This window comes from Paenibacillus sp. GCM10028914 (genome assembly GCF_042666275.1).
Taxonomy (GTDB): Bacteria; Bacillota; Bacilli; order Paenibacillales; family Paenibacillaceae; genus Paenibacillus_AQ.
Genome location: NZ_JBHTFO010000006.1, coordinates 168,933 through 182,612, shown reverse-complemented (window position 1 = coordinate 182,612; position 13,680 = coordinate 168,933). Strand labels below are relative to the sequence as shown.

The 13,680-nt window shown below is 42.5% G+C and carries 11 protein-coding genes and 3 pseudogenes; 3 read left to right on the top strand and 11 right to left on the bottom strand.

Annotated elements, in window-relative coordinates:
- Positions 1-107: 107 nt before the first annotated feature.
- Positions 108-1,166 (bottom strand): hypothetical protein, encoded by a 1,059-nt coding sequence (locus tag ACFQV5_RS05515; protein WP_379244438.1) that lies wholly within the window; start codon positions 1,164-1,166, stop codon positions 108-110.
- Positions 1,167-1,354: 188 nt separating this feature from the next.
- On the opposite strand from ACFQV5_RS05515, the pseudogene ACFQV5_RS25560 reads away from it, so the two are divergent.
- Positions 1,355-1,865: pseudogene (locus ACFQV5_RS25560) on the top strand (transposase); the annotation flags it as partial.
- A 334-nt stretch (positions 1,866-2,199) separates the two neighbouring features.
- Here the strand turns inward: ACFQV5_RS25560 and ACFQV5_RS25555 are convergent.
- A pseudogene (locus ACFQV5_RS25555) lies at positions 2,200-2,772 on the bottom strand (IS30 family transposase); the annotation flags it as partial.
- Positions 2,773-3,046: 274 nt separating this feature from the next.
- On the opposite strand from ACFQV5_RS25555, the pseudogene ACFQV5_RS05495 reads away from it, so the two are divergent.
- Positions 3,047-3,695: pseudogene (locus tag ACFQV5_RS05495) on the top strand (IS256 family transposase); the annotation flags it as partial.
- Between the two features lie 500 nt (positions 3,696-4,195).
- Here ACFQV5_RS05495 and groL read toward each other — a convergent pair.
- From groL to ACFQV5_RS05460, 7 genes are all read right to left on the bottom strand, one after another.
- On the bottom strand, positions 4,196-5,824 hold the full coding sequence (gene groL, locus ACFQV5_RS05490) for a chaperonin GroEL (RefSeq protein WP_379244430.1): 1,629 nt from the start codon (positions 5,822-5,824) through the stop codon (positions 4,196-4,198).
- Positions 5,825-5,885: 61 nt separating this feature from the next.
- Positions 5,886-6,167, bottom strand: coding sequence for a co-chaperone GroES (gene groES, locus ACFQV5_RS05485; RefSeq protein WP_054956559.1), 282 nt, complete (start codon positions 6,165-6,167; stop codon positions 5,886-5,888).
- Positions 6,168-6,485: 318 nt separating this feature from the next.
- Positions 6,486-7,256 (bottom strand): twin-arginine translocase subunit TatC, encoded by a 771-nt coding sequence (gene tatC, locus ACFQV5_RS05480; RefSeq protein ID WP_379244428.1) that lies wholly within the window; start codon positions 7,254-7,256, stop codon positions 6,486-6,488.
- Positions 7,257-7,419: 163 nt separating this feature from the next.
- Complete coding sequence (locus ACFQV5_RS05475) at positions 7,420-7,650, bottom strand: twin-arginine translocase TatA/TatE family subunit (RefSeq protein ID WP_379244426.1); 231 nt, start codon at positions 7,648-7,650, stop codon at positions 7,420-7,422.
- A 209-nt stretch (positions 7,651-7,859) separates the two neighbouring features.
- Positions 7,860-8,345, bottom strand: coding sequence for a MogA/MoaB family molybdenum cofactor biosynthesis protein (locus ACFQV5_RS05470; RefSeq protein WP_379244424.1), 486 nt, complete (start codon positions 8,343-8,345; stop codon positions 7,860-7,862).
- 77 nt (positions 8,346-8,422) lie between these two features.
- A complete protein-coding gene (gene moaC, locus ACFQV5_RS05465) occupies positions 8,423-8,899 on the bottom strand; it encodes a cyclic pyranopterin monophosphate synthase MoaC (RefSeq protein ID WP_379244422.1) in 477 nt (158 codons plus the stop codon).
- Between the two features lie 14 nt (positions 8,900-8,913).
- Positions 8,914-9,522: a 5-formyltetrahydrofolate cyclo-ligase gene (locus ACFQV5_RS05460; protein WP_379244420.1), complete on the bottom strand. Its 609-nt coding sequence runs from the start codon at positions 9,520-9,522 to the stop codon at positions 8,914-8,916.
- 188 nt (positions 9,523-9,710) lie between these two features.
- Here ACFQV5_RS05460 and ACFQV5_RS05455 point away from each other — a divergent pair, with 188 nt between their 5' ends.
- The gene (locus ACFQV5_RS05455) at positions 9,711-11,663 is read left to right on the top strand and encodes an ABC-F family ATP-binding cassette domain-containing protein (RefSeq protein WP_379244523.1); all 1,953 of its coding nucleotides are present in this window, start codon (positions 9,711-9,713) and stop codon (positions 11,661-11,663) included.
- A 440-nt stretch (positions 11,664-12,103) separates the two neighbouring features.
- Here ACFQV5_RS05455 and tsaD read toward each other — a convergent pair whose 3' ends face one another.
- Both tsaD and rimI read right to left on the bottom strand, forming a co-directional pair.
- Positions 12,104-13,153: a tRNA (adenosine(37)-N6)-threonylcarbamoyltransferase complex transferase subunit TsaD gene (tsaD, locus tag ACFQV5_RS05450; RefSeq protein WP_379244418.1), complete on the bottom strand. Its 1,050-nt coding sequence runs from the start codon at positions 13,151-13,153 to the stop codon at positions 12,104-12,106.
- Positions 13,150-13,674 carry a ribosomal protein S18-alanine N-acetyltransferase gene (rimI, locus tag ACFQV5_RS05445; RefSeq protein ID WP_379244416.1) on the bottom strand — a complete coding sequence of 175 codons (525 nt, stop codon included), beginning with the start codon at positions 13,672-13,674 and terminating at the stop codon, positions 13,150-13,152. The genes tsaD and rimI overlap by 4 nt, the downstream gene beginning before the upstream one ends.
- Positions 13,675-13,680 lie beyond the last annotated feature (6 nt).

Sequence of the window (13,680 nt, the reverse complement as noted above, 5' to 3'; positions counted from 1 at the left end):
ACTATGTGATTTCTCATTTTATCCACACCAGAATTACAGTTGTTGTTAAGCATTATATTTAAAAAAGATAACAGCCTTTTCACTGCTCTCTTAGACTACAAGTTATATTATTCAATAATTTCAGCTTCTAAGTATGGTAGAGTTATTTGATGTCCTGCTTGAGATTCATATGTGTAAGAACCCTGTATTGTCCCATAAACTGTAACAATGTCTTCCTTTACAAATGGTGTTGTTCCTTTATAAGTGATGTATACAACGTCATTAAAATCATATCCATACGAATCTTTTGTAACAGCCAATCTAATAACAGTAGAAGTTTCGTCCTCTATAATTTGCAATATTTCACCTTGATACTTAACAAATTCCCCATAATATTTGTCAGGATTCTTATCAAGTTCTGCAAAGCGAATTTCTTTTGCACTAGCTTTCTTTTGCTGTATTTTTTCTTGCTCCTGCTTTTTTAAGTCATTATATGAGACGGAATTTGTGATTTCAAAATACTGTTGACCTAGTATTACTGTATATTCGCCTTCTTCCGCATTTCCCGAAATAGTAGTGTTTATAAACCTTTGTTTAGCTTCATCCATGGTTCCCATCTCATCATATAAATCCTCATTAATTAACGAACCCACTTCAAAATCTAACCAAACACCATATTGCCCATTAATGAAGGTTGTTGTTGTATCAGAGGAATCATAATGAAGATTGAGTTTTCCGTCTTCAACCATCTTTTCCTCCCTTTCTAAATTTAAACTCTTCAAAACTGGGTCATTTAAGTCAATATCAATTCCTTCTTCACCAACTAACATTTTGGTTAGACCAACATTAACTTTTGTACCACTTGGAATATTAGTAGATAATTCAATATCAACCGAATTATTCTCCCTGTTATACTTAAACTTCTCCACTTTGTATTTGAAATCATCAAAGTCAATTATTACCTTAGTTTTTGAATCTTTTATACTGCCATCTGTTTCAGGAGAATTTGAGTTGCTGATTATTTGAATACCAACACAGATAAAAAACACTAGTAGCGGTAATATCGACCATGTTAAGCCTTTCTTTCCCCAACTTTTTCTGAGTAGTAATCCAAAAATTGCAATAATCAATATAATAACAAAAATTAAAAAGCTGCCTACTCCAATCAGTGCTAAAGCAGTTTCCATTTACAAAAGACCCCTCTTCTGAATGTGTTAATCTAGGATGTGATTTTAAGCAAAACAATTTTGTTTATTTTGTCAAACGAGAACGTAAAATATCTTGTGTAAATAGAAAAGGAAGACCTCTGCTTGTAGAATTGAGTTACCACACAACAATTCAAAGAGTAGTCTTCCCTATGAATCATTGTAGACGCATTAGCGAAGTTTATCCAAAGGCAAAATACCAAACATATTGTGTCCATTTAGCTCGAAGTATTGCCATAGAGTACGCGTATCTGATCATGCTGAGATTTGTAAAGACTTTACCGAGCAAGGGATGAGCAAGCTGGTAGAGAATCTCTAGAGCCCTTCTGCAACAACTAAAATCTACTCATCCTAAGGTTGTTAAATCTCTACAAGATAACCAATACATCTTCACGTTTTATAGCTTCCAGACTCTATATGGAGAAGCATTTATTCGACTAATTAAAATGAATCTTTCAACAATCAAATTAACCGATATACCAAGCTTAAAGAGCAATTTCCACATAAAGAAGCGCTTGAAAAAATCTTAGTTTCTCACTTTGAAAGTTACAACCAGCACTTTGCTACACGTGCCATATTGATTTTGACAGAGCTCGTTCCGATATACTGACTATGTTCTCCACCAGGGCTAGCATCATCTTCTACAAGACAAGGATATTTTCATTTACACATATTTCTTAACGCTATCTTTCAAACTTAATAACATCAAACTCCTCCCATTACCAATAATACTCATAAGTACTATTATAATAAATTTTTATAGTTTGTGAATCTACTTTCCAAACTAACTTCTCTACTTTGATAGAGAGGTAATTAACACATCTGATTTTTCGGGATTTTTTGGAGGTCATGTTCGTGCAATTAGAAAAGCAAGAGATTCGACACAAGAAGAACTTGAGGAAAAGATGGACTTCAATTTTCCTATATAGGTGGAGTTGAGCATAGGGAAGGAAATATTTTCTTAAAGTCCTTAGAATAGATAATTGAAGGATTAGGTATTACTTCCAGGTTTGCAGCAAGCGAATTCTTTACCTCTATCTGACGTAGCGGTCAAAAAGGCTGAAAATGGATACTGACTTACAAGAATACCAAGAGCAACCTCAATGGAGTGCGCCATTTGATCCGGCATTTTGAGAGCGACATACATTCGGGTTTTTACGTTCGACAAAGTTAGCTGAACAAGTCTTGCTTATACCACGGCTGGACACAACATTGTCTAGTTCCCAATGACCAAAAGCCTTACGTACTCGAACCTCTCTAGGTTTCTGACGAATAGGCTTACCGATTCGAAACCGACCGCGAGTTTCTTGGGGTTTATGCCGTTTGCTTATCTTCAATTTCTTTAGCCAACTCGGGTGTACACTTCCCTTTTGGAACAGAGGAGGATCTCCTCTGTTCGTAAGCCTCTTGAGCGGTCTGTGCTGCATAGAGTTTATCCATTCTTCCTCATTTTAGTTCTCGGTGCGATGGTAAAATGATGCCTCTTTAATTCACGGGCAATCTCGCGTGCTGTCCAACCTAGACGATGTAGAGCCTCTAGTTGTCTTAGTTGTCTGCGTTCAATTATGCTAAGATGGGCGTAGCTCATGTTGGATTCTCCTATAATAGTGATGATGTGGTAACTTCCATTTTACATGAATCCATACATGGGCCTTTTATTTTTTAGCTCTCGGACTGCATATTACAATCCGCCATCAAAATACATCAATAATACACTCATTGAAAATGATAAGAAGGAAAATTTCAGTTGAGTCCGTATAATTGTGTAAAATAGGTTCTTCCAATAATTAAAGAGAGCCATATTCAAAACCCTCAAGTAGAATGAAGTTGTCGAGACAACAAACTAATGAGGTGGATTTGAAATGGCTCAATATCAGATTAATGTAGATTCAGAAATTTTGCATCAATATATTTATTGGAGATTCTAAAGATACGGGTGTGGCCAAACTACTGGTATCCGTATTAAACCAAGTCTTACAAGCGCAGGTAACGGAACATTTGGAGGCAGAACGTTACGAACGAGCTGAGGAGAGCAAGGGATACCGAAATGGCTCGTATCCACATAAGTTAATGACACGTGTAGGTACACTTACCCTTCATATTCCACGGATCCGGAACGGGAAGTTCTATACGGATTTATTTGCTAGGTATCAACGTAGTGAGCAAGCTTTTGTACTTGCTTTAATGGAGATGGTCGTCAATGGTGTCTCTACTCGCAAAGTTAAGCAAATCACGGAAGAGTTATGTGGTGCAGAATTCTCGAAGTCTACGGTGAGTGAGCTATGCAAGAATCTTGATCCCATCGTGCAGGCTTGGAGCAACCGTCTGCTTGGTGACAGCCATTTTCCACTAGTACTTGTCGATGCAATGTACTTGAAGGTGCGTGAAGACGGATGTGTTCGTTCTCGCGGTCTGTTAATCGCCACAGGCGTCAATACCGATGGTACTCGTGAAGTACTTGGACACACGCTAGGTGATTCTGAGTCCGAAGAGACATGGGGGCATTCTTTCAGGAACTAAAATAGCGTGGACTGCATTAATAGTATTTGTTTAACTAATTGGTCATTTATTTGTTGAATAAACTTACTTGATTCATCAAACTGAGCTGAGACTGTAATAACTTGTTCAGGAGTTATTTTAATAGTCGTCATAAAATACCTCATAGAAATAGACACCATTCTACTATGTTTTTCCAAAATAGTACAACCTCATCCCCTTCGCTACACGCTGTCATATTGAATTTGACCAAGCACATTCCGATCTATTGGAAATGTTCTCCACCAAGGATTAGAACCATCTTCTACAAGGAAAGATATTTTCATTTACACAAAATTCTTGTCGATACCTCTTGAAATGCAAACTTTACAACACAAAAAACCACTCCTTAATAAGACTATTAAGAAGTGGTCATTGCTTCATTTATAATTTGTAACAGTGACTGCTTCACAAATCCCCGTCTAATTTAGACGAAAATTCACTCCGCTAGGCACATGATCTAAGGCTTTATTGCCTTACATCATGCCACCCATTCCACCCATGCCGCCCATGTCTGGCATAGCTGCTTTTTCTGGTTCTGGCTTATCAGCGATTACCGCCTCAGTAGTCAAGAACATAGCCGCAACGGAAGCTGCGTGTTGAAGAGCAGAACGAGTTACTTTAGCAGGGTCAACGATACCTGCTTCGAACATGTTCACCCAAGTATCTGCAGCAGCGTTGTAGCCGATGCCGATATCTTCTTTTTTCAGACGCTCAACGATTACGGAACCTTCTTGACCTGCGTTAGCAGCGATTGTACGGATTGGCTCTTCAAGAGCACGCAGAACAATGTTCACGCCTGTCTTCTCATCGCCTTCTGCTTCTACCGCTGCAACAGCGCCATATACGTTCACAAGCGCAGTACCACCACCGGATACGATACCTTCTTCAACCGCAGCGCGAGTTGCGTTCAGAGCATCTTCGATGCGAAGTTTGCGTTCTTTCAATTCTGTTTCAGTTGCCGCACCGACTTTAACTACGGCTACGCCGCCAGCCAATTTAGCCAGACGCTCTTGCAATTTCTCTTTATCGAACTCGGAAGTTGTTTCTTCGAGTTGGTTACGGATTTGCTTAACGCGAGCAGCGATGTCTTCTTTGTTACCAGCGCCGTCCACAATGATCGTGTTCTCTTTCGTTACGCGCACTTGACGAGCTGTACCCAATTGATCGATTGTAGCGGATTTCAGGTCAAGACCCAATTCCTCAGTGATCACTTGACCACCAGTCAATGCAGCGATGTCTTGCAGCATTGCTTTACGACGGTCACCAAAGCCAGGAGCTTTAACAGCTACAGCGTTGAATGTTCCACGCAATTTGTTCACGATCAGCATCGCTTGAGCTTCGCCTTCGATGTCTTCAGCGATCAGAACAAGTGCTTTACCTTGTTGAACGATCTTCTCAAGGATTGGCAAGATTTCTTGCGTATTCGTAATCTTCTTATCTGTGATCAGGATGTATGGATTCTCTAGAACAGCTTCCATTTTATCCGTATCTGTAATCATGTATGGGGAGATGTAGCCACGGTCAAATTGCATACCTTCTACAACTTCCAGCTCAGTCAAGAAACCGCGGGATTCTTCAACCGTGATAACACCGTCTTTACCCACTTTTTCCATAGCTTCAGCAATCAGTTGACCAACTTCTTCGTCAGCTGCAGAAATAGCAGCAACTTGAGCGATGGACTGTTTGCCTTCGATAGTTTTGGAAATGCTCTTAAGTTCTTCTACAGCTGCACGAACCGCTTTGTCGATACCTTTACGGATGACCATTGGGTTAGCACCTGCAGTTACGTTCTTCAGACCTTCACGGATCATTGCTTGAGCAAGAACGGTTGCAGTAGTTGTACCGTCACCGGCAACATCATTAGTCTTTGTAGCTACTTCTTTAACAAGCTGAGCACCCATGTTCTCGAATGCATCTTCCAGCTCGATTTCTTTAGCAATCGTTACACCGTCATTTGTGATGAGCGGGCTTCCGAATTTTTTCTCCAAAACAACGTTACGGCCTTTTGGACCGAGCGTTACTTTAACTGCGTTTGCCAATGCATCAACACCGCGAAGCATTGCGCGGCGGGCGTCTTCACTAAACTTAATATCTTTAGCCATGATATTACATACCTCCTAATGGATTATGAAAATTTCAGCATTCTTATATTCAGGTTGTGAATTAACCCAAGATCGCGTGGATGTCGCTTTCTTTCATAATCAAATATTCTTTACCTTCGTATTTGATTTCTGTTCCAGCGTATTTCGAGAAAATAACACGGTCGCCTTCTTTAACTTCCAAAGCTACACGCACACCGTCTTTCAAAGAACCGCTACCTACAGCGATAACTTTACCTTCTTGCGGCTTTTCTTTAGCGGAGTCCGGAAGCACGATACCGAATGCCGTGGTCTCTTCTTGTTCGATTGGTTCTACCAATACGCGTTCACCTAAAGGTCTGATCATGAAAAAATAGCCTCCTTATAAAAATTATATTGTTGTACTTTTTCGTTCAAAGCTTTATGTATTAGCACTCGACCATCGTCAGTGCTAACAACCAACTTTATGATACTCAAGTTGCCTGAAGATTTCAAGTCTTTTGCGATATTTTTTGATCAATTTTTGATCTGATTCGCTTAAAAAGAAGTTTGTCCTCATGACTCCTCTCTCCATTTTATCCACGACTTTTTATTTTATGCTTAACTAATCTTTTAGAATCCACAAAAAAAGAGCATCCCTATTTAGGACACTCTTCTCAAATGAATGACGGTATTCACTTCGGCTTTACTCTTCATCAACTCTTGTATAGCGATTCTCCCGCTCTAGATCTGCCTCTAATTGTTTACGATACAACAACGACGAAAGGAAGACACTGAACTCATATAGAAGAATCAGTGGAATAGATACTAGGAAATCAGAGATAAAGTCCGGTGGAGTGATAACCACAGCCACAAATATAAGAGCAAAGTAAGCAAGACGTCTCATTTTTCTTAGTCTAAGCGGATTCAGAATCCGAATTTTCGTTAAGAACATCACAACCAGCGGCAGCTCGAATATCAGTGCCAGAGGGAGTACTAAATTGAACATAAAGTTGAAATAATTCGAAATCCCGTACGTTTCCTGTAGTCCCATACTCTGAGTAATAGATGTCGTGAAGTGCAGTGTCATCGGAAATACGATGTAGTATCCGAAGAGCGTCCCCATGATAAAAAGAATGAAAGCATAGGGAACATAGCGCACGGCCGCCTTCTGCTCCACTTCGCGTAGCCCTGGCTTTACAAAAGCCCACACTTGATAAAAAATAAACGGAACAGATATAACAAGTGAGAAAAGAGCCGCGATCTTCATATAGATCCCAATACCATCCCAAAAAGAAAAAGCATTCAGTTCAAATCTCTTAGCTTGCTCTGATTCTGTCAGATAATGATAGATTGGCTCAGCTATAAACAGCCCCGCAATCAAGCCGCCAACAAACACGACAAGTACAACAATGATTCGCTTGCGAAGCTCACCCAGATGCTCCACAAGTGCCATCTCTTCCATTTTCTCTGTCACGCTAGATATCACCTCATATGTATCCCGGCAGCACAAGAAGAAACGGCTGGATCCTCATCCCAGGAGAGTTCCGTTTCTAATTCAATCATTGCACAAACTTGGATGATACTAATGTAAAACAAAATCCCTCCCGAGGGAGGGTATTCACTTCACGAAATTGTACTTATTCGGGAAGACGTTTATCTTCAGCTTTAGTCTGTGCTGCGACAGGCTGAGGAGCTGCTTGCTTCTTAGAAACCGGCTCATCCTCAATAATTTCGCGTGCACCATCCTTAAACTCACGGAATGTTCTACCAACAGCGCGCCCTAGCTCAGGTAGCTTGTTCGGACCGAACAGCAGCAATCCTAAGATAACAAGCAAAATAACACCCGGTACTCCGATGCCCATACCCATTCTCCTCCTTGTCCTATTTGAAACAAGTCGAATAAAGCCCTCGCAATCAAACAGGTTGTAACTGCAAAATTTCAAAAATCAGCCAATTGACATATATAACGCCATCATACCATAAGAAAAATCACATATACAGTACAAATCACGACATTCATTATAGAATGATGACATTTTTTGTACAATCTTCTCTAAATTCGATATGGGTTCGAGTGTTATTCGCGGTACTGCCCTGTTACCATAAGAAGTGCCTCTGGCAGCTGATCCATGACAGCAGCGAGATTCTCGTGTACACCTTTCGGAGAACCTGGCAAATTGAGAACCAGAGTACGTCCCCTTATGCCACACACGCCTCGAAACAGCATAGCACTTCGGTTCTTCTGCATAACTGTAGCTCTCATCGCTTCAACGATACCAGGTACTTCCCGCTCAACCACCCGCATCGTAGCTTCTGGTGTTACATCTCTTACCGCTAATTCCGTTCCTCCGGTTGTAAGAACCAAATCCACTTGAAAATAATCCGTCAATTCGATCAATGCTGCAATAATTTCATCCTCTTCATCGGGAACAATACGATATTCAATAATTTCGCCGCCCAGTTCCTCTTCGATCAGTTCCCGGATAACTTGGGCGCTCGTATCTTCGCGTTCCCCCCGTGAGCCTTTATCGCTCGCAGTCAGGATCGCCGTCTTCCACAACATGAGTACCCTCTCCTTCCCCTTCAGCCGAATCTTTCTTCTATATATTCCATAAATAGAAAGAAGAATGCTTATTCTAGCTATCTTCTTTCGTTTAGGTAATCTCCACTCTTGCCACCGGTCTTCTTGAGTAATTTCGTCGGACCGATCTCCATATCCTTCTGCATCGCTTTACACATATCATAAACGGTCAAAGCAGCAGCCGAAACAGCTGTAAGAGCCTCCATCTCAACTCCAGTTTTGCCCGTTATTTTAACGGTTGCTTCTATGTATAGTTCGTCCACCCCGTTATTACCAAATTCCACGTTAACTCCCGTAAGGGGAAGTGGATGGCACATCGGGATCCAATCAGATGTCTTCTTAGCAGCCATAATAGCCGCTACCTGCGCTACCGCGAGTACATCTCCTTTGGCAACGCCGCCCTCTTGAATACGACGAAGCGTATCCGGATGCATCTTAACGGTCGTTACTGCAGTAGCTGTTCGGGATGTAACGTCTTTATCGCTCACATCCACCATCTTCGCTCTACCCTGCTCATTAAAATGACTAAGTTCCATTTCATCACCTTCCGCTACAATCCAGACTTTATGTAACCATTCTCTGTTATAAGCCCGTCCAGACGCAAGTCATGACACTCCATAGGTACATGATCAGTCAACTGCACTTCATACCCTAAACCGATCCATAAAGGAATATTATGCCCATCGTTCTCTTTCGTCAGAATGCGTTCACGAAGACGATCAAAATATCCGCCACCATAGCCGAGCCTGCCACCAAGCCGATCGAATGCCAGTCCGGGTACCCATACGATTCCCGGGATTACATCCTCAGGACATTTCTGAGCTCGAAGAGGATCTGGTTCGAGAATGCCATATGAACCTTTCATCAGTTCATCCCAGCTGTGCAGACTGTATAACTCCATCATTCTGTTCTCCTTCAGACTTCTGGGCACGATAACATCCACGCCGTTCTTCCAAGCCCATGAAATCAAGGGACGTGTGTCAAGCTCAGAACGAAATGGAATATACACGAGCATACTCTGTACACGAGTATCTGTCAGAAGTTCAGCCGCATAACGGCAGGCCTGACCGGAAAGCTCTTCGCGAAGGCTGCCGGTTATAGAATCTCTAAGCGAAATCTGATGTGCACGAAGTTCAGCTTTGGATACAGAAATGTTCAAACCAGTCTTTCCTCTCCTGCTTATAATTAACATTAGTTTACCACTGTTCCTCCCTTTCGCCAAGAATGCCAGAAGTCATTATCTACCCGGTCGCTTGTTTAACATTTTTCATGTAAACTTACGTTATCATCATCCGAAATTTTCACGATGAATTTATGAATTACATATAGATGGAGGTTTTAACTCTTATGCTGCTGCAAGCCAATGGCATTACAAAATTATATGGAGTCACCCCCGTACTAAATGGTATCAACCTACAGGTTTTAGAGCGAGAACGAATCGGACTGGTAGGTGTAAACGGCGCGGGAAAATCGACCCTTCTTCAAATTTTGGCGGGAGATATATCTTACGACGGAGGACAAATATTTAAAGCCAAAGAAACGACAATCGGGTATTTAGCACAAAATAGTGGACTACAATCAGATCGCACAATCTGGGAGGAGATGCTGGACGTATTCACGCCCTTGATTGAGACAGAACGCGAGCTTCGGCAAATGGAGCAACAGATTGCTGATCCAGCATCAAGTGAAGATCCAAAGCGTTATCAAGATCTACTTGACCGATATGCGGTCAAATCCGACTGGTTCAAGGATCATGGCGGCTATGAAATGGAGACGCGCATCCGCAGTATTCTCCATGGTATGGGGTTTGGAACCTTTTCACCAGACACCCCCATCGCCACCCTGAGCGGTGGTCAGAAGACCCGTCTTGCGCTGGCGCGTATTCTTCTACAGGCTCCGGACCTGTTGATGCTCGACGAGCCTACGAACCATTTGGATATCGCAACATTAACCTGGCTCGAAGATTACCTGCGCGGTTATTCAGGCGCACTACTCGTCGTATCCCATGACCGTTATTTTCTTGACCGCCTCGTAACAACGATTGTAGAAATCGAGCGGCATCAATCAAAACGTTATACAGGAAATTACAGCAGATATATAGAATTAAAGGCTGCCGAATACGAATCTCAACTGAAGCAGTACGAGAAACAACAGGATGAGATCGCACGTATGGAAACCTTTATTCAGCGCAACCTTGTTCGTGCCTCTACTACTAAACGTGCACAAAGTCGCCGCAAGGCGCTTGACCGGATGGAACGGATGGACAAGCCGATGGGGGATCTAAAAAAAGCTCACTTCTCCTTTGAGGTTGAATATATGTCTGGTAAAGAGGTGCTTCAGGTTAAAGATCTGTCTGTTGCATTTCACCCCGGCGAAACATTGTTCAGTAATGTGACGTTTGATCTGCGCCGAGGAGAAACCGTAGCTCTGATCGGTCCAAATGGTATCGGGAAATCCACCTTACTTAAATGCCTGATCGACGATATGAAGCCTTCGTCCGGCACGTTCCAGTGGGGAACCAAAGTCAAAATTGGCTATTACGATCAGGAACAGTCCGAACTGAATCCAAAAAACACGGTTTTGGAAGAACTATGGAGCGCTTATCCGCATATGGAGGAAGCTCGTATCCGTACCGTTTTAGGTAACTTCCTGTTCAGTGGTGAGGATGTTCTGAAGAAGATAGGCTCTTTAAGTGGTGGAGAGAAAGCACGTGTATCTCTTGCCAAGCTCATGCTTCTAGAAGCAAACATGCTTATTTTGGACGAACCGACCAACCATCTCGATCTGTTTAGTAAAGAAGTGCTGGAATCTGCATTAATGGACTATGAAGGCACATTGTTCTTTATCTCGCATGACCGTTACTTTCTAAATAAAATGGCAGAACGTATTGTTGAGCTGCATCCTGACGGCGTTCAACATTTCCTGGGTAATTACGACGATTACACAGATAAGAAACAAGAGATCGATGAAATGAACAACGAACCTTCTGAACCGTTCTCTCGACCAGGAACGAAACAGGAGATCATCACAGAAGCTCCTGCAGATAAACAAGGCGCCAATTCTTTTGAAGCGGATAAGCAGGCGAAGCGTGAGGAAAGAAACCGACAACGAAAGCTGGCTAGCTTAGAGGAGCAGATTCATACGCTTGAAACTGAGATTGCTCAATTAGAAGCAGAGATGGCTCTGCCCGAAATCTATCAGGACTATATGGCACTTCAAGAACGTCAACAGGTTGCTGATACCAAAAAAGCACTGCTAGATGAAATCTTTACCGAATGGGAATCTCTTCTGGAAGCTTAAATACGGCGATTTTTAAAAAGACTTTAAAAATTCACAAAATATCTAGAATTCCAATATTATACTTATGCACATGTTTATCCCCAGCTTAAGTGCATAAGTATGACTTGAAAATGGCCTATCAGGCCATTTTTTTGTTGCTAAATAAGCTTTTGAGCAAAAAGAACCAAGTTTATCCACTAACTTATCCACATTATCCACAGTTTCAACAGATTTCCGTGAAATTTCCGTCCCCCGTTTTCATTCTTTTTCAAACCTTTTATTTATCTATGTTTTTTGAGTTTGCGCACATTTTGGAGGGGACATGTGGATAACCTTGTCCACAACTTGACAGAATAAGGCATTCGTATACACGAATAAAAAAGCCTGCCATCTATTAGTTCAGAGATGACAGGCTTAAAATTTCGATAAACTTTATTGGATCCTACCTAACAAGCGATCACTCAATTCGTTGTTCCCTGCGCCCATTCTTCCAAAGACAACTGAGGATCTGCCTTCATATCAAGCGGCGTCCATACGCCTTGCTTCCATTTCAGATGAGCAGCGGCCCCAATCATAGCTGCGTTATCCGTACAATATTGATGAGGTGGAATCGTTAATGGTATTCCTTCGGTCTCGCAGCGTTCTGAGAGAAGACGACGCAAACCACGGTTCGCAGCAACCCCTCCGCAAAGCAGAAGCTGCTTGGCACCAAAAGCTTTCACTGCACGCACTGCTTTTTCCACCAGCACCTCGGTCACGGATTCTTGGAAACCACGAGCGATTGCCCCCGTTCTAATCTCTTCTCCACGCATTTTACTCTGATTAACGACATTCAGCACAGCTGATTTCAGACCGCTGAAGCTGAAGTCATAGGAGTCTGCCTCCAGCCATACACGGGGAAGCGTTACGGCCTCCTCTGCCTCCAAGGCCAGTTTATCTACATGAGGTCCTCCCGGATACGGGAAGCCCAGTGCGCGTGCCACTTTATCATATGCTTCCCCTACAGCATCATCACGTGTACGGCCAATGAGTTCAAAACTGCCTTCGGACTTCATGTATACGAGTTCTGTGTGTCCACCGGACACGACGAGAGACATACATGGATATTCAATCGGACCAACAATACGATTCGCATAAATATGACCCGCGATATGATGCGTTCCGATCAGCGGTTTTCCAAGCGCATAAGCTAAACTTTTGGCTGCAACGACACCTACCAGCAGCGCCCCAACAAGACCTGGTCCTTGTGTGACAGCGATCGCCGAGAGATCTTGCATCTCAATGCCCGCTTCATGTACAGCTTCCTCCAGAATCATCGTAATACTCTCTACGTGTTTCCGTGACGCCACCTCCGGCACAACTCCCCCAAAGGCTTTATGGGTCTCAATCTGACTCGCAATCACACTCGATAATACTTCATGTCCATCTTTCACAACCGCGACGGATGTTTCATCGCAGCTCGTTTCTATTGCTAATATTAAGCTGTGCTGTTCTATGTTCTGTTCATTCATGATAAAGCTTCGCTTCCTTCCTCGCCTCCGTCTTCACGGTAAGTGGGCAAATCAGCCCACATAATGAGAGCATCTTCCCCATTGTCGGAATAATAACCTTTACGGATGCCTGCTGGCTTAAATCCTTTTTTGGTATATAACCGCTTAGCAACTTCGTTGCTGACCCGAACTTCAAGCGTTATTCGCTCCATACCTAAAAAAGCGGCGGTCTTCATTAACTCGCTGAGGAGCAGTTCTCCCCATTTTCGCCCCCGGTATGCTCCTAATAATGCAATATTGGTAATATGCGCTTCATCGACAATCGTCCACATTCCAGCATATCCAATCGTTTGGCCTTCATATTCCATCACCATATAACGTGCAAAATGATTCATTTTAAGTTCGTTTCGAAATGCTTCCTCTGTCCAAGGTAGAGTAAATGCATCATGCTCAACGACCATGACATCTGGTATGTCTTCCAATGTCATCAAGCGGAAAGATAATCCCTGTTCACTGGCTTGCGCTCCGTGTTTCTGTCCCATGTTCCT